15 protein-coding genes are annotated in these 20,449 nt (G+C 57.9%); 9 read left to right on the top strand and 6 right to left on the bottom strand.

Annotated elements, in window-relative coordinates; translation table 11 throughout:
• Nucleotides 1-5 precede the first annotated feature (5 nt).
• The 5 genes from J2S70_RS07070 to ligA form a co-directional block, all read right to left on the bottom strand.
• Entirely contained in the window at nucleotides 6-1,181 is a 1,176-nt protein-coding gene (locus J2S70_RS07070; protein ID WP_307683027.1) for a GIY-YIG nuclease family protein, read from the bottom strand.
• Nucleotides 1,181-3,145 (bottom strand): DEAD/DEAH box helicase, encoded by a 1,965-nt coding sequence (locus J2S70_RS07065; protein ID WP_307683026.1) that lies wholly within the window; start codon nucleotides 3,143-3,145, stop codon nucleotides 1,181-1,183. The genes J2S70_RS07070 and J2S70_RS07065 overlap by 1 nt, the downstream gene beginning before the upstream one ends.
• Complete coding sequence (locus J2S70_RS07060; RefSeq protein ID WP_307683025.1) at nucleotides 3,142-5,844, bottom strand: DNA methyltransferase; 2,703 nt, start codon at nucleotides 5,842-5,844, stop codon at nucleotides 3,142-3,144. Before J2S70_RS07060 ends, J2S70_RS07065 begins: the two co-directional genes overlap by 4 nt.
• A gap of 296 nt (nucleotides 5,845-6,140) precedes the next feature.
• Complete coding sequence (locus J2S70_RS07055) at nucleotides 6,141-7,355, bottom strand: ATP-binding protein (protein WP_307683024.1); 1,215 nt, start codon at nucleotides 7,353-7,355, stop codon at nucleotides 6,141-6,143.
• Between the two features lie 261 nt (nucleotides 7,356-7,616).
• Entirely contained in the window at nucleotides 7,617-10,211 is a 2,595-nt protein-coding gene (gene ligA, locus J2S70_RS07050) for an NAD-dependent DNA ligase LigA (protein WP_407702637.1), read from the bottom strand.
• A 57-nt stretch (nucleotides 10,212-10,268) separates the two neighbouring features.
• Between ligA and J2S70_RS07045 the strand changes: the two genes are divergently transcribed.
• The 6 genes from J2S70_RS07045 to J2S70_RS07020 all read left to right on the top strand — a co-directional run bounded on the left by J2S70_RS07045 (nucleotide 10,269) and on the right by J2S70_RS07020 (nucleotide 16,359).
• Complete coding sequence (locus J2S70_RS07045; protein ID WP_307683022.1) at nucleotides 10,269-10,991, top strand: SOS response-associated peptidase; 723 nt, start codon at nucleotides 10,269-10,271, stop codon at nucleotides 10,989-10,991.
• 44 nt (nucleotides 10,992-11,035) lie between these two features.
• Complete coding sequence (locus J2S70_RS07040; protein WP_307683021.1) at nucleotides 11,036-12,223, top strand: sensor histidine kinase; 1,188 nt, start codon at nucleotides 11,036-11,038, stop codon at nucleotides 12,221-12,223.
• Complete coding sequence (locus tag J2S70_RS07035) at nucleotides 12,216-12,905, top strand: response regulator (RefSeq protein WP_307683020.1); 690 nt, start codon at nucleotides 12,216-12,218, stop codon at nucleotides 12,903-12,905. The genes J2S70_RS07040 and J2S70_RS07035 overlap by 8 nt, the downstream gene beginning before the upstream one ends.
• A 5-nt stretch (nucleotides 12,906-12,910) precedes the next feature.
• A complete protein-coding gene (locus tag J2S70_RS07030; protein ID WP_307683388.1) occupies nucleotides 12,911-13,630 on the top strand; it encodes an ABC transporter ATP-binding protein in 720 nt (239 codons plus the stop codon).
• 2 nt (nucleotides 13,631-13,632) lie between these two features.
• The gene (locus tag J2S70_RS07025) at nucleotides 13,633-16,005 is read left to right on the top strand and encodes an FtsX-like permease family protein (RefSeq protein WP_307683019.1); all 2,373 of its coding nucleotides are present in this window, start codon (nucleotides 13,633-13,635) and stop codon (nucleotides 16,003-16,005) included.
• 111 nt (nucleotides 16,006-16,116) lie between these two features.
• Nucleotides 16,117-16,359, top strand: coding sequence for a WhiB family transcriptional regulator (locus J2S70_RS07020; protein WP_307683018.1), 243 nt, complete (start codon nucleotides 16,117-16,119; stop codon nucleotides 16,357-16,359).
• 15 nt (nucleotides 16,360-16,374) lie between these two features.
• Here J2S70_RS07020 and J2S70_RS07015 read toward each other — a convergent pair whose 3' ends face one another.
• On the bottom strand, nucleotides 16,375-17,802 hold the full coding sequence (locus J2S70_RS07015; protein ID WP_307683017.1) for a sensor histidine kinase: 1,428 nt from the start codon (nucleotides 17,800-17,802) through the stop codon (nucleotides 16,375-16,377).
• A gap of 38 nt (nucleotides 17,803-17,840) precedes the next feature.
• Between J2S70_RS07015 and J2S70_RS07010 the strand changes: the two genes are divergently transcribed.
• Genes J2S70_RS07010 through J2S70_RS07000 form a run of 3 tightly spaced genes read left to right on the top strand, consistent with a single transcriptional unit; the run spans nucleotide 17,841 to nucleotide 19,751 of the window.
• On the top strand, nucleotides 17,841-18,350 hold the full coding sequence (locus J2S70_RS07010; RefSeq protein ID WP_307683016.1) for a DUF2505 domain-containing protein: 510 nt from the start codon (nucleotides 17,841-17,843) through the stop codon (nucleotides 18,348-18,350).
• A gap of 22 nt (nucleotides 18,351-18,372) precedes the next feature.
• Nucleotides 18,373-19,179 carry a thymidylate synthase gene (locus J2S70_RS07005; RefSeq protein ID WP_307683015.1) on the top strand — a complete coding sequence of 269 codons (807 nt, stop codon included), beginning with the start codon at nucleotides 18,373-18,375 and terminating at the stop codon, nucleotides 19,177-19,179.
• 8 nt (nucleotides 19,180-19,187) lie between these two features.
• Nucleotides 19,188-19,751 (top strand): dihydrofolate reductase, encoded by a 564-nt coding sequence (locus J2S70_RS07000; protein ID WP_307683014.1) that lies wholly within the window; start codon nucleotides 19,188-19,190, stop codon nucleotides 19,749-19,751.
• Nucleotides 19,752-20,449: the final 698 nt, after the last annotated feature.

Genomic DNA, 20,449 nt, shown 5'->3' with positions numbered 1-20,449 from the left:
GCGCCTCAGCGCTCGATGAGGGCACCAGCCGCGCGGTCGTAAACGTAGTCGACGATATCGCCCGATTCGATCATGCTCACCGCTTCGTCAATCGCGTCAAGTGGCACCACGAACCACTCCGAAGGATCATAGGTTGCACCACCGGCAGCAATCTGCGAAATATCCAGCCGCACGTCCGCAAATACCCGGTGGAGCAGGTGCTCAATGGCCGAGGCCCGCACGTTATACACGCGGTACGTTGCCACCACTTCGACGCCCGCCATGAGGTAGGTCGGATCGCTTGCCGCGTGCCGAATCCGCTCTTTCACCGACGTATGCGTAAACCCGATTTTGTAGAGGTCGGGTATCGAGGCAACTTCGGGGTCGGTGCTGAGTGATCGAAGCACGTAGACGTAGCCGCCATGGTCGTCTTCGTCTGTGATTCGCTGAAGGTCCATGTGCGGATCAACGACGACGCTCCCCTCTTTTTCCATCAGGCGCGTTGCAAGTGACTGCCGGTAGAGATTCGATTCGGTACCATTTTCGAAGATCGCCCGGAGCCGCTGCCTGCGGCGTGCCTTGCCTGCCGTGATCGAAAATTCGGTTTCACCAACGTCGGCAATAAAAACCATCATTCCTTGGAGAACAAAGAAGCGGCCTGCTTGGATCTGGTGGATACCCGTGTACGGCTGGAGTTTCACGGCGCCCGCTTGGAGCTCGGCGTGCTTTTGCTTGAAGGCGGCTTCAAATTGGGCGAAGTCCTCAGCGCGCGTACGTTGCGCGCGCTCTTCAACCTCGAAGGTCTTCGACGGCTCGGGTAGCGCCGAGGTGTCGAGTAGCCCGGTGTCATCGTCGAGGAGGCCAGCACTATCGCTTTCAAAGATTTCTTCCAACGACGCCGGAGCCTCGGGTTCTCGCAGTAGCCCGGCCGCGTCTAGGTGCCGGAGCGCACCGAGCTTGTCCACGTTCGCGCGAATTCCATCGAGCCGTGCTCCGAGCTTGCGTTCGGCGATATCACGGGTGGTTGAGCTCGGTTCGCGGCCTTCACGTTCATAGAACTCAACGATCTCCAGGAATGAGCGTTCGAGCCTGTCACTGTTGGTGGGCCGTTTCGGCTTTTCTGGCATGTCGAGCAGTCCGTGCGTGTCGTGTTCTGCCAGCTGGGCAAGTTGCGCATCGAGGCTCTTTTCGATCTCGGACATCAGGTGATCTCCCCCGCTTTCTCACGCTTCTTTTGTTCTTGGCGCGCGCGTTGCAGGATGAGCAGTGCTTCGGCATAGTATTTCTCGGTTGCATCTTCGGATCGGCGATCAGGCCTGTGGCCGTTGACTTTGACCCACGCTTCTATCTTGGGGAATAGTGCGAGTGCCTCTTCCAAAGAAATATCGAGGCGCGTGGTTGCGATCGAGTCGGAGATAACGCGCAGTACTTTCGGCGTGACCGATTTGGACATGACTTCGAATGCGCGTTGGAATGGATTAACGGAGTCGATGAGGTTGATGTTGATATCGTCAATATTGACGAACTTGTCGGCCATTTTCACAAATCTTTGGTCGCCCACCTCGCGAACTTCTCCGTTTTTGATCACCGAGTCGACGACGACCTGCTGGCGCACCTCCTCAACCTGTTCGTCGTCCAGATCGGGGTAGGTTTCGCGAATAATTTTCGGGATGAGAACTTTGTTGGTGGTCTCGGGATCTACGGCACCTGCAACCGCACGAGCAAAGGTGTTGTCTTGCAAAATCTTGGCTTTCAGGTCGTTCAAATCTGTTTCCACGATCTGTTTCACTCGCGGCGAGCTCGGCTCTTTAAACCCGTGAATTTTCAGTGTTCCTTCTTCGGGAAGGTCATCTGTTTCCTGCTTGGCTTTGAACGTGAAGTTCGGCGCGAGCACCTGTTCCATGAGCAGCGAGGCGGTGATGGCCTTGAGCATGTTGTTGACCGCCACGGTCACGTCATCGCGGGTGGCATCAGGTTCGGAGATGAGGTTGGTGAATTGGGCGTGGTCTTTGCCTTCGCTATCCCGGGTCACACGGCCGATGATCTGGATGATCTCGGTGAGCGAGGCCCGGTAGCCGATGGTGAGCGCGTGTTCTGCGAAGGGCCAGTCGAAGCCTTCTTTTGCCATGCCAAGGGCGATGATCACGTCGATGCCATCGCGTTCTTGAGCGGCCACTGAGGTCAGGTAGTGCAGGGTGTGGGCGCGCTTTTTCTGGTCGGTGTCATCCACAAGGTCGGCTACGCGCAGAATCTGGCCGTTGTCTCGGCGCTTGACGAGTAGCACGCCGGTGTCTTCCTCTACCCCCACAACCTCGCCAATGTGGTCGAGGATGAGCCCTACCTCTTCGATCTTGTCTTTCGTGGATTCGCCCGAGTTAACGGAGGGGATGTGGATGAGCGTTTTCTTGTCGAGGTCGAGCACTTCGTGTACGGCTTCCGTGTAGCGGCCTTGGTAGAAGTGGTGTCCGATTCCTAGGCTCTTCAGATGCTGGTATCCGTTGAGCTGGTCGTAGTAGTTGAAGGTGACGGGCGTAAATTTGGCTTCGTCTTCGGGCAGGAGCACAGGCACGGAATCGCCGCGGAAGTATGATCCGGTCATGGCGATGATGTGGGCGTCGGAGCCCGCCATGATCTCTCGCAGGAGCGCGCCGAGGCGGCTGGATTCCACGTCGGCTGAGACGTGGTGGAATTCGTCGATTGCGAGCACGGTGCCGTCGAAGTCTTCGGGCACGAGCCGTTCGAATGCGAAACGCAACGTGGCGTGTGTGCATACAAGGGTCGTGTCCTTACTCTCCAAGAAGCGGAGGAAGGCGTCGACTTTGCCGGTGTCTGATCCGGGCAGGCACAGGTTGTTCTGCGGTTTAATCTCCCAGTCGGCGAAGAAGCCGTAGCTGGTGAGATCCGTGGAGGCAAAGGACGCACCGATCGAGCGTTCCGGTACCGCGACGATGACTTTCTTCCGGCCCTGGTTGTAGAGCTTGTCGAGCCCAACGAACATGAGGGCACGGGATTTTCCCGACGCCGGCGGCGCCTTGATGAGCAGCCGTTCGGCATCGCGCTTTTCCCAGACTCGCGCCTGCATTTCGCGCATGCCAAGTTCGTTGGTGTTGACTGACTTGCCGGTCTGCTCGTATGTAACATCGACGACGTTCATCACTTTCGTCATTTCTTTAGCCCTTCTTCTGCCGTCAGTTTCTTGTACATCTCGAAGAGCAGTGAAAGGCGCTCCTCGTCGGTCTCAAATGCCGCCTTGCGATAGAGCAAATCCACCAGTTCGTCCACGCGTGCGTGCGCTTCGCGCAGGTTGTCTGGCATGTGGTCCGGATCGTAGAGTTCGGCAAGTGTTTTTTCGCTGTGGTATTCCCGCACGTCGAGCACGCGAAATGCGACCTCATCGAGCCGAGCCTTATCTGCGGCGGTTAAATCCGGCATCGGAAAATTGTTGTAAACGAGCGTGTTGGAATATCTGTAATCGGTTTTCATCTTTCCGCCGACAGCCCGCGTCCACGCCATGTGCATCCGCGAGGTCAGAATGGCGAACAGCCACGGCTCGGCATCGTAAACTGCGAAAGCGAGGTTAGAAATTACCGTGTCAGGACCAACGAACCCGATGGGAATATATTCGCGCCTCTCGGACGAAACAGACGGAACGATAATCGCATCCGTCGGCTTGTAACTGATGTGCCCGAATTTCCAAGGAGTTTGAGCAAGTTCTTGGGTCGCACTCCTTTTAGAGTCTTCCCGGAATTTACGCACGCGCTCGATCCTATTACTGAGCGCATCTACCCGCATCGCCTCGTCAAGATCAGAATCCTCAATCCAGATTGCATAGCGTAATTTCTCATTGATGAATTCGCTGGCGCCCATAAAACGTTTCAAAAAGGGCTTCGCTGCCCTGTTATCCAAGAGTTCTCTTGCTTCTGCTTCAGTTGGAGTGAGCGCACCTGAATCGATCGGCATGCTTCCGAACTGCATTTTCGGTATCGTACCGATTGCATGTCTTCGAGAATTGACGAAAATGTTTGGCCCGTCCGCCAGATACCCATTGATGTTGGTAGCCGGTATCGCCACGTCCTCGGTAAACAGGTACTTTTGCTTCTCACTCGGGTTGCGCAAGCTGATAACAACGACCGTCACGCCGGCGTTCCCCTTCGCGTTGTTCTCCCATTTGAACGAGGTGTAGGCGTAGCCGATTTCCATGCCTAAATCGAAGAGCATCGGGAAAAGCATCGCCACGTGTTGGCCTTGCGAAACCGAGTTAGTAGAAACGAACGCCAGCTCGGCGCGGCTGTCTACGATGTACTCTGCACCTTTCACGAACCATAGCGCTACGTAATCGAGATCCTTCGAGTATTTTCGATCACCAAACACGTATCCGTAGTCCGCCTTTTGCTGCGCATTTTGGAGCTTTGAGCCACCATACGGCGGATTACCAATCAGGTAGATCTCCGCCTCGCCGTCGTTCGGGCAGACCTCGTTCCAGTCAATGCGGGCCGCATTGCCCACCACCACATTGCCCGATTCGCGCAGCGGGATCAGCGGAATCGACACCCCGAACTTCTCCCGAAATTCCACGTTCATCTGATGCTTGGCGATCCATAGAGACAGGATCGCTACCTCTACGGCGAAGTCGTCGATTTCGATGCCATAGAAATTCTCAATGCTGATTCTCGAGTCGGCGACGATGGTCAGAGTCTCATGCTCTTTACTTAGCCGGTTCTCGAGTGAATCGATCTGTTCCAAGATCGCATGCTCCAGCCTGCGCAACTCCTTATAAGCGATCACCAAGAAATTCCCGCTGCCACACGCCGGATCGAAAATTCGGATCGCACTAATCCGCTCCAACAGCGCCTTGAGCTTCTTCACGCTATCTGCTGAACGATCGAACTCGTCGCGAAGCTCGTCCAAAAACAGCGGCTCAATCGTCTTCAAAATATTCGGCACGGATGTGTAATGCTGCCCAAGCTCCGAACGGCGTTCATCCTTCGCTATCGCTTGGAACATCGAACCAAAAATATCCGGGTTAATCTCCTGCCACTGCAACTTTCCCAAATCCGTAAGCAGCTTGCGCGACCTAGGCGAAAACTGGGGCACGACGTCGTCGTCCCCCACCGAAAAAAGCCGACCATTCACATACGGGAAGCGGCGCAAGTGAGCCGGCTTATCCGCGTCGTCGTTAGAATCCAACGCACGGAAAATTTCACGGATCAGTTCGGCCGTATCCGAACCATCTTCACGCGATAGCGACCCGATCGTTTCTGTAAACAGCCCCGGCGGGAAAATCTCCGTATCCTCAGCAAAGAAACAGAACAACAAACGTGTAAAGAACAGGTTCAGCCCGTGGCGGCCCGAATCCGTCTCAAGCAGGCCCGGATTAACGTTGAGCAGCTCGTCATAAAGCTCGCCCATGCGCTCAGCTGCCCGCGCATCAGCATGCGCCTCCGCCGTGTACTGCGCCTTCTCCATCCCAGCCCACGGCAAAAAGAACGTGAAATACTGATCGATCTGCGCGATCGAAATAATCAGGTTCTCGCGGGTTTTCGTGTCGATCGCCAGTAACTCTTCATAGTTAGTAACGATGATGAACCGGGGGCGGAATCGCACAGTCTCCGGGGCGTTCTTAATCGACTCCAGCTCGCTCAGCGGATCACCATCCGTTTCACGGAAACAGACGATGCCCTTTTGCAGGATGTCTCGAGACTTATCAGCAGCCAGGTTGAGGCTGCCATTGCGCAAGCGGGTCACTGAACTCTTTGAGCGCCCATAGGCAAGCAGCAGCTCGAAAATAAATTCGCGGTCGTAATGATCGCGGCCGCCCAGCGGCGCAACCCGCTCCTCTACCGCCCTAAGATTTAATCTCGCCACCCGAAAGCCCCTTCTTTGCAGCGCTCACCAATCGTTCTTCAGTCTAAGCCAGCCACGGCCCTTTATCTGAGTACACCGTGCCATTATCCGGGTGGCCGGCAACGGGCGGGAGATTTTAGTGGCACAACCCAGCTTTTTGGGCGTCGTCAAACCGCTGACGCATCTGATCCCAATCGGTATCTGGATCACCCACCTGCCTTGGCGAGAGCATGCTCAAGCAACAGCCGTGGTTACAGACCTACTACGAATGACCTCTTTCCATGACTCTTTGGTTCTCTTCGTGCGCACTCGACGCACTAGTGCGGTAGATCGACAAGGCCGGCGAGGAAATCGGCGCCGTTGATTCGACGAACGTGTCCGGTGGAGTAGAAAATCCGGTCGAGAGTGATGAGAATGCACGAGGCACCGGCGGCCAGGCCGTCGAAGGCTGCCAACTCTCGGGCTCGCGTACCCTCATCCATTGCAGAAAACGCCACTTGGATGAAATGGGTTCGCCCCTCGCCTGCGGCCACGAAATCAATTTCCTTGCCACCGTTTGTACCCACAACAACCCGATATCCCCGGCGTCGTAACTCAATATAGATCTGGTTTTCCAGATCGTGGCCCTCACCTGCGCTACCAGTGCCCAGCAATGCATCTCGCAACGATAGATCTACGCCGTAGTACTTAGCGCCACCCTGCAACCACTGCCCACCGCGGGTATCTTGGCGGCGTACCGGGAAAATTAAGTTCGCCTGCTCCATCAGCCTCAGATAGTTTTCCACCGTGGGTGCGGAGAGCTTTATCCCGTTCGCTTTCAATCGCGTGTGAATCTTGTGAGCGTTAATCGGCGATCCGATCGAAGCAAAAACAAATCTAGCCACACGCAAAAAAGCTGCCGCGTCACGGATCTGACCGCGGAGCACGATATCGCGGGCAAAGATGGAATCGAAAATGTCACGCACCATCCCGGCATGAAGATCTCCATCTTGAGTGAGAACAACGCGCGGAAAACCCCCAGCTGTTATCCAAGCCGAATAGCTTTCGTCAACCGGCTCATCGTCGAGTCCCTTAAACGTGCGAAACTCTGCCAAGCTCAGCGGCCAGACTTCGATAGTCACGTATCGCCCTGCAATGTATGTTGCAGCTTCATCTGAAAACATTGACGCGTTCGAGCCTGTCACGCAGATTTCGAGGTCAGTAGCCACTCTCAGTGAATTGATCACTTGCGCCCACGTGTCCAACTCTTGAATCTCATCCACGTGCAAGAACTTTGCGCCGTCGTCGTAGGCCTTAACGACGTATTCGTGGAAAGTCTGTGCATCGCGCAAATGACGGTTGCGCATATCCTCAAAATTCACGGTAATGATTTCAGACTCACTGACCCCGGAAGCTAGGAGATGATCGCGGTACAGGCGCAGTACGCTCGATTTTCCCGCTCGGCGCACCCCCGTCAGAATACGGACAGTGTCACGATCAATATCGCGCGTGAGAAGATCAAGGTACCTTGGGCGCACAATCAAACTGCTCATGGCTCAAAGTATACTTTCAAATACCGACTCATGGGGGCGGCATTTAAAGTACGTTTTAATTTAGCCAGCCGTTCCTTTGGCAGGCGCTCCGGCCATTATCTGGGCGGGTCGTGCCGTTATCTTGGTGGGCGGGGATCGATCTCGCTTTCGGAGGTCGATAAGCCGCGCGGAGGCCGGTAAGCCAAGGAAAAACGGGGTTTCTTCGGCTTACGGACCTCCCTGCACAAGAGCAACCCCCGCGCGCGGGATGCGAAGAGGGCGCTATTGAGCCGGTTCGGTTTCCAGCCCGAGCGACCCGAGCTTGGCCTTGAACTCCTCCGCACTCCACATCGGAATCCCGAGCTGTTCGGCTTTCTTCATCTTCGAAGCCCCCGGCTTTTCACCAACGACGACGGCCGTGGTGTTCTTTGACACCGAACCAGTAGCCTTACCACCGGCTTCCACGATCGCCTCGGCCACGGAATCGCGCGTAAAGCCCTCAACTGCGCCGGTCACCACAATCGTCATGCCTTCAAAAGGTTTCGGCCCGGAATCATCGCTTTCCTCGGGGCGCTCATCTTCGAAGGTCACGCCATCGGCCCGCCACCGCTCAACGATCTCGGCATGCCAATCCTCGTCAAACCAGTCAAGGAAGGAGCGCGCGATAATCTCGCCCACGCCCTCAATCTCATTGAACGGCACCTCCCCCGCTTTCATCTGGGCACGCCCAGATTCGAGAATCGCATCGAGCGAACCAAAAGCATCCGCTAGCTCGCGAGCAGCCACCGGCCCGACGTGCCGAATATTCAGCGCCACGAGCTTGCGCCACAGCTCCTTGCCCTTCGCCTTGTCCAGCTCCTCGAGCACTTTCTCCAAAGTCTTCGAGGGTGCCGAATCCGTCCGCAGCTCATAACTTTCCCGATTAGCGCTCGGCCTAAGCCAGGTCGGTTTCGTCCAGCCCGCACGAATATATCGCCAATCCCCGGTTTCCTCGCCGGCCACCCGCACCGGCTGCCATGTCCGAACATCACGCATCACCTCGGCCGTCAGCCCGAACAGGCCCGCCTCGGTATCCAAATACGGCTGCTGCGCTCCCGGAATCCCCAACTTCACCTGCACGTCTTCAGGAATCACCACATCGGGATCCAGCAAGGCACCATCACTATCCGTAATGCCAAGGTCCACCCGCCGTTCTAAATCAAGCCGCACTTTCACCCGTGGATCGCCCGCGTCCTCGAGCGGCCACCCTGCCTCATGGGCCGCGAGCGCATGCTCATCGGTGAGCTCCAACGCATAGCCGGTCGCGAGCGCGATCAGCGCATCCCCGCGATACCGATCCGGTGCGGCGAGCCACTGCGCCGATTCCTCGCCCAAGGATTCAATATCAAGCGCACCCCGCGACCCGATGTGAATCACCCGCTGATGCAACTGGGCCGGGCAAGACCGCGTGTTCGAACACCGCAGGTCCTTATCGCCTTCCTTCGCAGGCTCGATCGCTCCCCCGCAGATCGGGCACTCCTTCGGCATCACAAAATCGCGCTCGGTGCCATCCCGCTCGGCCAACACCGGGCCTACCACCTCGGGAATAATGTCGCCCGCCTTACGCAAGATCACCACGTCGCCGATTTTCACGCCCTTGCGCTCCACCTCAAACGGATTGTGCAGGGTGGCCTGCGAAACCGTCGAGCCGTCCACAAAAACGGGCTCCATCACCGCATACGGCGTGACCCGCCCGGTTCTGCCCACCTGAACCCGAATATCGAGCAGGCGGGTTTGCACCTCGGTCGGCGGGAACTTGTAAGCCACGGCCCACCGCGGAACGCGCGAGGTGTAGCCCATCTGTTCTTGCATGCGCCGGTCTTCTACCTTGATCACCACGCCGTCGAATTCGTGATCCAGCGAAAGCCGGGCATCCTGATACTTATCAAGAAACGCCTCGATATCCGCTAGGTCCGAAACAATCTCAGTCTGCTCAGAAACCGGCAAACCCCAGCCCCGAAACACCTCGTAAACCCCCTCCTGGGTGGCCATCTGCTCAGCTAGCCCGGCCGACGCTCCTTCCAGCGCGCCTACGCCATGCGCAAGAAAAGACAGCGCCCGAATCGCAAAGCCCGTGGTGTCCTCCTGGCGCATCGTTCCCGCCGCAGCATTGCGCGGATTCACAAAAGTGCGAAGCTGGTCCTCCCTGCGCACGCGTGGCAAAGGCTCCAGCCCCTCGCGCGCCCGCTCCCGGTTTTCCTCAGCCAGTTTCCGGTTATGATCGTCGACGGCGGCATTGCGGCGCGCGATCTCCTCGTTGCGTTCGTCAACTAGCTGGTTGAACTGCTCGAATTTATCAATCGGGAAGTACACCTCGCCGCGCACTTCCACCAGCTCCGGGTGGTCCTCGCCAGCCAGTTCGTTCGGAATATTCCACACGGCGTGCGCATTGCGGGTCACATCCTCACCCGTCACGCCATCACCGCGCGTTGCAGCCGATTCCAACACGCCGCGCCGGTAGGTCAGGTTCAACGCTAGGCCATCCACCTTCACCTCGGCCGTCAACCGGCTCCCCGCCGGCAATTCCGCCGTCACCGATTCATACCATGCGGCCAATTCCTCCCGGTTGAACACGTCTTGAAGCGAGTACATCCGCTGCTCGTGCCGAAGTTCAGCCACATCTCCGCGCGCTACCTTCGCACCGACCTTCATCGTCGGCGACTGCGGGCTCCACAACTCCGGGAATCGATCCTCGAGCATCCGCAGCTCGGCGATCAACGCGTCGTAAGTGGCATCCACCATGATCGGTTCGCCGGTTAAATGATAGGCATCCTGCGCATCGCGCACCTTGGGCGCAAGCTCGTTCCAGCGCACTTTGGCAATGTCAAAATTTTTCACATCCATATTGTCCCTCATTCACCTGCCAGCCTCATCTTCGAGCGATAGGCTCATCCCATGTGCGGACGCTACGCAACCACCATGTCTCGAACCGACCTTCAGCTCGAATTCCGGCTCGAGGCCGCAACCGAATCCTACGAGCCACCACCAAACTACAACGTGGCTCCGACACAGACCGTCCCAATCGTTGTGATACGCAAACCTTTGGATGACGACGAACGGCTCGGCCAATCACCAGCCGCCCAGCCAGCCGAAGCCTCCGTCGTCCGCGCCCTCAACCCAGCCTTTTGGGGCCTGATCGCACCCTGGGCTCAAGATCTCAGCCGCCCGATGATCAACGCGCGCATGGAAACCCTTACGGAAAAGAAAATGTTCGCGCCCTCGCTCAAAAGCCGCCGGTGCATCATTCCGGCCTCGGGCTATTTCGAGTGGCGCAAACCTGAGAAAACACCGTTCTACATTTTCCGCGCTGACGGCCGCCCCCTCGCCTTTGCCGGCCTGTACTCGTGGTACAACACCGGCGATGACTGGCTACTCACCTGTACGATCATCACCCGCGAGGCAGAAGGCGCGATGGCCGAGATCCACAACCGGGTCCCGCTCATCCTCGACGCGCACGAATACGACACCTGGCTCGATCCCACCCTCACCGATCCGGCCATCATCCACCAATTCGAGCGTCCACATCCCGAACTCGCCTACCATCAGGTGCACAAAGCCGTGGGCAACGTTCGTAACAACCTGCCGGGCAACATCATGCCCGTTCAGCCCGCGGAATGAGCTTCGCGTAGGCGCAGCGCTCCCACCACACGTAATCTAGTGACATGAAGAATTTCGCGACGATCCGAGGGGTGTCCCCCTTCGATCTCGTGCTTGCCCTCATAGTTGTAGGGATCGCGTACATCGACGCGAGGTATGTCCTCGGCCAACAGCTTTTGGCGGATGTTCTCTTCTATCTAGCCGTTATCTGCCTAGTTCTCGGCACATTTTTCCGCCGCTTGTACCCCACCCCGGCCGCGATCGTTGTTTACGTGGGCGCTCTGCTTCGTTACCTTGCGTTCCCAAACTCGATGTGGCTCATCGATATCGCCGTGTTCTTCGCCCTGTACGCAGTGCTCACCTACGGCAGCCACAAGGCTCGCTGGCCCGCAATCATCGGCGCAGTCTTTGGCGCATGCCTCCTCGTTGTACCCGCCCTTCACTCAGATATTCGGCCCGGGATAATCTTCTTGGCTCTTTTTGGCGCCCTCGCAGCAATTGGAGTGACGACGACGAGCGCCCTTCTGCGCCGCCAACAGTATCTGCGGTTCGACGATCTGATTGCCAAAGCCGACATGGCGCAACGCAACTCCGAACGTGAAGCCGAGCTCGCCGTCGTCGGAGAACGAACCCGAATCGCCCGGGAAATGCACGATATCGTCGCCCACACCCTCTCGGTCGTCATCGCCCAAGCCGACGGCGGGCGCTACGCGGCCAAGTCGAACCCGGAGGCGGCCGAGCGAGCCCTGACCGTCATTGCGGACATGTCGCGCGCAGCGCTCGGCGATATCCGCTCCATCATCGGCGTGCTTCGCGATCCGAACGACGCCGACGCCCCGCTTGCCCCCGAACCGATCGATTCCGATCTGACCACCCTGATCGAACAGGTGCGAGAATCTGGCCAAGACGTCTCGTTCGTGGTCACCGGCCAAGCCCGCCCGCTCCCCGTGGGTGTGGGCAACGCCGTGTACCGTATCTGCCAAGAAGCCCTCACCAACTCGCTCAAACACGCCGGCCCGCACGCCCAAGTCACCGTGGCACTCCACTGGCGCCCGGCCGAGGTCATTCTCAACGTAACGGATAACGGCCGCGGGGCCGCCGCAGCTGACGACGGCAAGGGCCACGGCCTGATCGGCATGAACGAGCGTGCAGCCGTTTTCGGCGGAACAGTCGTTTCGGGCCCGCGCCAAGGCGGCGGCTTCAAAGTCACTGCAACTATCCCAACCCCTACCGAAAGGACCTCCCATGTCTGAGGAAAAGATCAGAGTCGCACTCGTTGACGATCAAGAGCTTGTTCGCAGCGGATTTGCGATGGTCATCGACTCTCAAACAGATATGCGAACCGTGCTTGAAGCCTCGCATGGCAAGCAGGCCCTCGATCGCCTCAACCTCGTTCCCGCCGATGTCGTCCTCATGGACATCCGCATGCCGGGCATGGATGGGCTGGAAGCCACCGAACGCATCACGAGTAGCGACTTCCCACACGGCGTGAAACCAAAGGTCATTATTTTGACCACCTTCGATTTAGACGAGTACGTCATGCGCGCGATCCGCGGCGGCGCATCGGGCTTCCTGCTCAAAGATGCCCCGCCCGATCAGATGCTTGAATCGATTCGCACCGTCCATCAGGGCGACGCGGTGATCGCGCCGTCTTCAACGAAGCGGCTCGTGTCCTATCTAGCCGAAAAGGCTGTCGAGGATCGCGCTCTGCGCCCAGAGATAGTCGACGTGCTCACAGAGCGCGAGCGCGAGGTGCTCTATCACATGGCACGCGGGCTTTCGAACACGGAGATCGGGGACGAACTGGCGGTCGCGCAGGCCACGATCAAAACCCACGTCGGCAGGATTTTCGCCAAGCTCGGCGCCCGTGATCGCGTCCAGGCTGTGGTGCTGGCCTACGAAGCCGGCCTGGTACGCCCAGGTGATCTCGGGTGAGTGTGATGAGCCTCGACTACGTGCGAAAAGTACGTGGCGTAGGCCGGGCCACCCGCACGGTGCTCGATGATGTTTCGCTCCAAATTTTCCCCGGCCAGTTCACCAGCATATTTGGCCCGTCCGGTTCCGGAAAATCAGAACTCATGCAGGTCATGGCCGGGCTGCTCGACGTGGACGATGGCAACGTCGTCGTTCGAGACGTCGATCTCACCCGGGCAACGGACGCCGAAAAGCAACGGCTACTCGCCGAGCACCTGGGCGTCATCTATCCGCGTGATAACCTCATGCCCGCGTTGACCGTGCAAGAAAACCTTGACCTGCCCGCCGAGCTCAACGGGAAAAAGATCGACGACGCCGAACGGGCCCGGATCGTTGAGCTGTTCGACCTCGACTCAATCCTGAAGCTTTACCCGGAATCAATTGCTCCCATTGATCAGCAGCGGGTTGCGATCGCTGGCAGGGTACTTGCCGGGCGTACGATCCTCCTCTGCGATGAGCCAACCGCCGGTATAGATAAGGCGGATGCGGATACAATTTTGGCGCTTTTACGGATGTGCGTACGCGAGTTGGACCTGACGGTGGTGATGTTCACGACGAACCCGCTTGCCGCCCAGTACGCAGACCACGTGTTCCTTCTCTCGAACGCGAAAGTTGCCGGCGAACTGGTCAACCCCACGCTGGACTCGATTTTCAACGCGCTCCAGGCCGTCCACGGCGAGGTCTAACCATGTTGCGCGAGCACCTCGAATACCACTGGCGATCATACGTTCTCCCCGTAATAACGCTGGTTATTCTGTGCGCGCTCACATTCACTGCACTAGCGATGGTCAGCTACGGCGATCGGGCCGTGCAAACCTCGGCCAGGGTGTCCACCCCTCGAGCTGATTTCCTCGTATATATGGAGGCTGGCGCGGCCTCCGACCTCGCAACCGCTCTTGGCCAAAACCCCAACGTGGAACTCGTGCACGTCGATGCGTGGCGCGCGGCCGAAGCGATATCGGCAACCGGAAACGTTTCGATGGTACTGCGGAACCTTCCACCCAAAGGCTTGCGCACCCAAGCGCTCACCCGCGGCGACTACCCGACCGAAGATAACCAGCTAGCCGTGACCCATCAGCTCGCCAAGGCGTTGGAGATCGACGTCGGCTCCTATCTCACCCTGGCAGGAGACCAGGTGGCCGAACGCTATCTCGTGACCGGCATCTACGCCCGTTCTCCCTTCGAGGACCGCATCGACTCCGCATACGAAGGCCTAACCCACAGCGCAAATCCGGGTTACGTGGCCGCGCATGTCGACAATTCCGGCCAAGGCGGTATCGAAGTCAAAGCCACCTCGGCAGGTGCCGCACAAAACGTCATCGAGGACGTTTTGGCCCTCGGCAATTCGGTGGTCATCCGCTCCGAGGATCGTCAGCAGCTGGTTTTTGCTCGACACGCTAGGGCCATGTCCGCAATTAGCATCACGGTGCCATGGCTTTTGGCAACTGGCTTCCTTGCCTCGACCACCGTTCTCACACTGGGCTTGGTGAGAAACCGCCATCGAAGAGCCACGGAGCGCCGAAATTTACGCGCCCTGGGCATCGCCCGCCGAACACTCACGTGGATACAAATATCGGAGCTTGGGGCCGCCGGCGTGCTCGCCGCACTGATCGGATTGGGAATAGGTGCGGCCGCATCGGTCAGCATCGTCGGTATTCTCCGATCCCTGCCGGGTGCTCAATTCCTGCCCTCCACGCTCAGCGCTCCTCCACGTGCCTATTTGTTTGCACTCGCCGCACTCGCGCTCGCACTCCTTTTAGCTGTTCTTCTTGCTAACTCGATTACGAAAACTGAGGGCCTGCGCCGGGTGATGTGGCTCGCCCCGTTCACCATCATCGTGGGGGCAGCCACGATCTACTGGGCCACGAACATTGCACACAACTTTGACCAGCCTGCGCCCCATGCGATCCAAATCCGCATGGTCGCACTCATCGCCTTACTTCTTGGTCTGGTCTACTCGCTAGGAATTTTCCTTTCCGGCGCGCTCAGCAGGCGCACGGTACTGATCGCACGCACATACCTGAGGCCCAGATCGCGAGTGGGGCTTGTACGTTTGCAATCCCTCCTCGTCATCTTCTTAGCGGCGGGAGCGATTAGCTCACTCCACACGACGACGAGCTCGCTTGCAGGCGAGGATCTGGCGCTCCACGACCGGTTCGACGTGGCGATTCGCGCCCGCCTCGGGGAATTCGAACTCACCGACCACCAAATCTCAACCGTTCGCTCATGGCAGGCCGCTAAGTCCACCCTCTCCCTCCACATGGTGGAAACCGATCTGCCCGTGGATGCCGATTTCCAGCCCGGGCCGATCTATGCCGTCAACGACGACGAGGCTGACGCCTACTTCTCCTCCGCGCTCGACATCACTTCCCACCTGCTCGTTCCCCGCGGAACGAAACACATCCCCGCCACGCTCGAGTTTGGCTACGAAGACGCCGAAGGCGTGAGCCGCACGGTGCGCCTCGACGTCGTAAAATCAAACGTTCCCGTGGCGCTCATGTCTGTTGCGGACGCGCCCGGGCTCAAGGTCGATGAGATCTGGGTGCGGCTCGAGCCGGGCGCCCACGAAACGCTGCCCCAGACCTACCCAGATTTCGAACAGCGGCTAGGGGAAGACACACCGAATTCCCGCCCGGTGATCACCCTCAGCCGCTCCGCCGGGGATTTCACACCGCTCAATAGCGGACACCTGGCGATGATCGTCCAATCCAGCATCGTCATCGTTCTTACTTTCCTAGCGTTTACACGACTGCCGCTCGCCTTTTCCGCCACACAATCCGAGATCCGCACACTCCGGGCACTCGGTCTCGGCCTTCGCCGCCAGCACTTGCGCCGAATCGGCGACGCCGCATTCTCTGCCGCAGTTATGCTCGCCGGCGGTTGCCTGGTCGGCATTGCGACATCTTGGATCGTGCTAGCTGAATCGGGGCTACCGGGCGCACTCAAAGTTCCCTACCTTGCTATCGCGGCAAAAATGATCCTTCTTTTGCTCGCCGGCATCGCGATCGGAGCACTCACCGCCCGCACTGACGTGGCTCAGGCCACAAACACTGCAAAATAGCGGATTCTTAGGCGTTTATCACAGTTTTTTCCCTTTACCGGCGGGCCAAAACCTGCGAAGGTTAATTGCGTATGAACCCGCGAATAGATTCGCACCCACAAGGAGACGTAAATGGATTGGCGCCATCGTGCAGCATGCCTCAATGAAGACCCTGAGCTTTTCTTCCCGATTGGCTCGTCAGGTCCGGCTATAGCACAGGCTGAACGTGCCAAGGCCGTTTGCGCAATCTGCTCCGTTAAGCAGACCTGCTTGGATTGGGCAGTGGCGAACAACCAGGACGCCGGCGTCTGGGGCGGCATGTCCGAAGATGAGCGCCGCATCCACAAGCGCCGCACCGCTCGCGCACGCCGCTAAATTTCAGTACTGGGGCTAGGTTCGGATATTAAGGTCAAGCACGACGACGGTGCCACCGCCTTCGCGCCGATGCCAGTCAATCTTACCGCGTAGCTCTCCGGAAACCATGGTTTCCACGATCTGAGTACCCAACCCGGGCTTGAGCTTTTTCATCCCAACCCCGTCATCGGCCACTTCGATGTGTAGCTCAGAGCCGTTGCGCTCCGCTTTGACATCTAAGCGGCCCCCATCGGGTAAACCGTGTTCGATCGCATTGGAAATGATCTCGTTCATCACCACGCCAAGCGCCGTCGCCTGTTCCGCACTCACCCGGCCGAAATTCCCATTGAAGGTGGTCACCACCGGATTCGTGGTTACCGCGACATCCCGGACCATCCGCATCACCGGCACGAACACCTGATCAAAGTCGACCACCTCGTCGATGGTTTGGGAGAGTTTTTCGTGAACGACGGCGATCGTGGACACCCTGCGCTGGGCAGTATCGAGCGCCGTTCGCGTCTTGTGAGAGCCGGCACGGCGCGACTGCATGCGAAGCAGAGCTGATACCGTTTGAAGATTATTTTTCACCCGATGGTTGATTTCGCGAATCGTCGAATCTTTCGACATCAACTCCCGCTCCTGCCTACGAAGCTCGCTAATATCCCGGCATAGGATAATCGCGCCCTCGCGCTTGGGCCCATCGCGTAACGGAACCGCGCGCAGCATCACAACCACGTCGTTCCGCTCAATTTCCGCCATCCAGGCAGCCCTACCCATGAGAACCAGAGGTAAGGCCTCATCCACCTGCTGTACACCTTCAAAATCCCCCGTCACCAGCTCGGCAAGCACGGAACCTATAATCGGCTGTTCCACTCCGAGCCGGCGACAATGCGAGATCGCGTTTGGCGAGGCATACAGTGCCCTGCCCTCCGAATCAACGTGAATCAGACCATCCGATACGCGCGGCGTTCCATGGCGATAACCCGAGGGCGATCCATCGATCGGGAACTGCCCCTGCTGGACCATCCTTGCCAGATCATTCGCCATTGATTCGTAATTAGCCAGCATTTCGGTGGGCACTCGATCCCCTCGCTGCGCCGTCACCATCGCCATCACCGCGATGAATTGGCCGTCGTGATTCACCGGCACAAGCCGCACGTCAACCGCGTGTTCGTCGTCGTGAAAAAAAACTTGCTCGCCGGACGCAACAACGCGCCGGAGTTCAAATTCAAGCCACGGTTGTGGCTGTTCGCCCACAAAGTCGGACTGGTGTACGGTTGCCGCCGTACTCGGGCGCGCCTGCGCCGCAACGATCACCCCATCGCCGTACTCAACATATAAGACGAGGTCCGAAAAGGAGATATCGGCAATGATCTGCCAATCTCCAGTTAGCTTATGCAACCAGTCTCGTTGCGCGGTAGAAAGGTTGGAGGCGCGGTCCAAAATACGTGAAAGCGTTGACACACTCCCACAATAGTGAGTAATCGTGTTGAATAGGAAATATGAAATTCGAATCTGAGACCAGTTTTGTTGGCCCGATCAACATCGTACTCGAAGTTCTCGGCTCTAAAGCTCTACTACAAAAACGCTTAGAAGAGCTTGGCGCCAGAGGAAAAGTAGAGTATGACGGCACAACCACAGCGCATACCTTTCGCGCGTTTGTTCCAAACTCCGAACTACCCGCCGCTGCACGTTCCTTCCTTCCCAACGGTCTGAAAGCGTTGCTCCACGGTCAAGTAACGGAACTGACTGGGCACCCCCGCGGCGCCTGCCTTGCCTACGACGTCACGATTGAAGGAGCGCCAGCCTCCGGTTCACTCACATATGTGCTAGGCGACGGCGGGGCCACAACACCGGCCAAGATCACCGGCGACATCAACGTGAAAATCCCATTCGTTGGCGGACGAATCGAAAAAGCTGCCATCGAACGTGCTGGAAAAGTTCTTTCCCGCGACGTGGTCCTCGTCAACGAAGAAATCGCCCGAGTACGGTCAGAAAATCAGGACCAATAGTGATCTTCGCTAGACTTGCCCCATGACCGAGATCAACAGGCAATACGAAGATCTACTCAAAGACGTACTGGATAACGGCACTGAGAAAACTGATCGCACGGGTGTTGGCACGCTATCGGTATTCGGGCGCCAACTTCGCTACGATCTTTCGCAGGGATTTCCGCGCATTACCACCAAGTTTGTGGCAATGAAAGCAGTTAAAGGCGAATTGCTGTGGTTCTTGCGTGGGGACACGAACGTTCGGTGGCTGCAAGAACGCGGCATCACAATTTGGGATGAATGGGCTGACGAGCGCGGCGAACTCGGCCCCGTCTACGGCTACCAGTGGCGTTCGTGGCCGGCGCCACATGGTGAGCACATTGATCAGATCGCAGCGGTAATCGAGCAGATAAAGTCCGCGCCCGATTCTCGGCGCCTCATCGTTTCGGCATGGAACGTGGCTGATCTTGGCGATATGGCCTTGCAGCCCTGCCACGCGCTTTTCCAGTTCTATGTTGCTGACGGCAAACTATCCTGCCAGCTATACCAGCGCTCGGCCGATCTGTTCCTCGGCGTCCCGTTCAATATCGCTTCCTACTCGTTGCTCACTCACATGGTGGCCCAGCAGACCGGGTTGGACGTGGGTGATTTCGTATGGACTGGCGGGGATTGCCATATTTACACGAATCATATTGAGCAGGTGCGTGAGCAGATTTCGCGCGAACCCTACCCGTTCCCCACGCTGGAGCTGAAGAAAGCGCCGTCGATCTTCGACTACGACATGGATGACATTCTGGCTTCCAAAGGCTACCGCCACCATCCAAAGCTCAGCGGCGAGGTCGCTGTCTGATGCTCGGCATGATTTGGGCCCAAGGCCACGATCGGGCAATCGGCAAAGACGGCACGATGGCCTGGCACGTGCCCGAAGATCTGACTTTCTTCAAGAAAATGACGATGGGCCGCCCGGTGATCATGGGCCGCAAAACCTGGGATTCGCTGGGCGGGCGCGCTTTGCCCGGGCGCACGAACATCGTGCTCTCCCGCAATCAAGATTTCTCACCGGAGGGTGCCCACGTAGCGGGAAATCTTGCCGAGGCATACGAGATGGCACGCCTTTGCGCACAAGCCAGCTCGGGCGAATCTGATCCGCTCGTATGGATCATGGGCGGAGCACAAATCTACGAAGAAGGGCTTGCAATCGCCGACGGCGTCGTCGTCACAGATATCGACCTCGACGTTCCGGGCGCCGACGCATACGCGCCAATGATCCCTTTTGATTGGGAAACTGCCCAATCCGATCCGGACCGCGGCTGGCACACTGCCGCGAACGGCACTCGATATCGGATGACGGTCTACCGCAAGAAACGATCAGGTTTCGATCCCGGCCCGCTTGCAGGTACAGCGCGTTCTGGGGCGCTCTAGTTTGTGCGGGCGTTAACGGGTTGCTGATCAACAGCGAGTTAGTAAACGAAAATTGGGGCCGAACAGTTTTTCTTAAGAGACTGGGATGAGAATTAGTTACAAACCCTGAGCATCGAGTAGGCATTCCCCTGAGCAAACTAGCCGTAGTGGGCGCGCTCTACTCGATGGGTGCGTATTTCTACTCGAAAAAACGCGTTTTTCGCCTTGAGCATCGACGTGAACGCTCAAAGTCAGCACTTTTAAGCGTACCTCGATCTATAAGCCGTTTTCGGGCTCCACGTGCCCCGGCTATCAATGTGAACTTGTTGGCCGTTGCGTTTTCCCGTTTGAAGTCCCATATGAACTGTTACCACGCGCGCTGCTCATCACACGCGGAGATCGCGCGCTCCGACGGGAAGTCGTAACTCCTGCGGGGATTGGTGTTGTTTCTGGAGGCCGGTAGCTCCTAAGTAGATCGGTAAGCCACGGATCTTCGCGATTTCCGTGGCTTACCGTTCCCCGCGAGCAACACGAGTCTCCCTCAGCGAAATGGACCTCCACCGGTCACACATGCCTCCGGCGGCGATGAAATTAGTCCTTTAGTTGCCTTGGCCTGCTATTGGCCTACGGTAAACGGCGCTTCCCCCTCCCCCCCCCCCATACCGGATTCTAAAGAATATTCACTCGGCAACGTCGAGAGCCGTGAAAATAAACTGACA

Source organism: Trueperella bonasi (genome assembly GCF_030811535.1).
In the GTDB taxonomy this organism is placed as follows: Bacteria; Actinomycetota; Actinomycetes; order Actinomycetales; family Actinomycetaceae; genus Trueperella; species Trueperella bonasi.
This window is presented reverse-complemented; position numbering and strand designations above follow the sequence as displayed.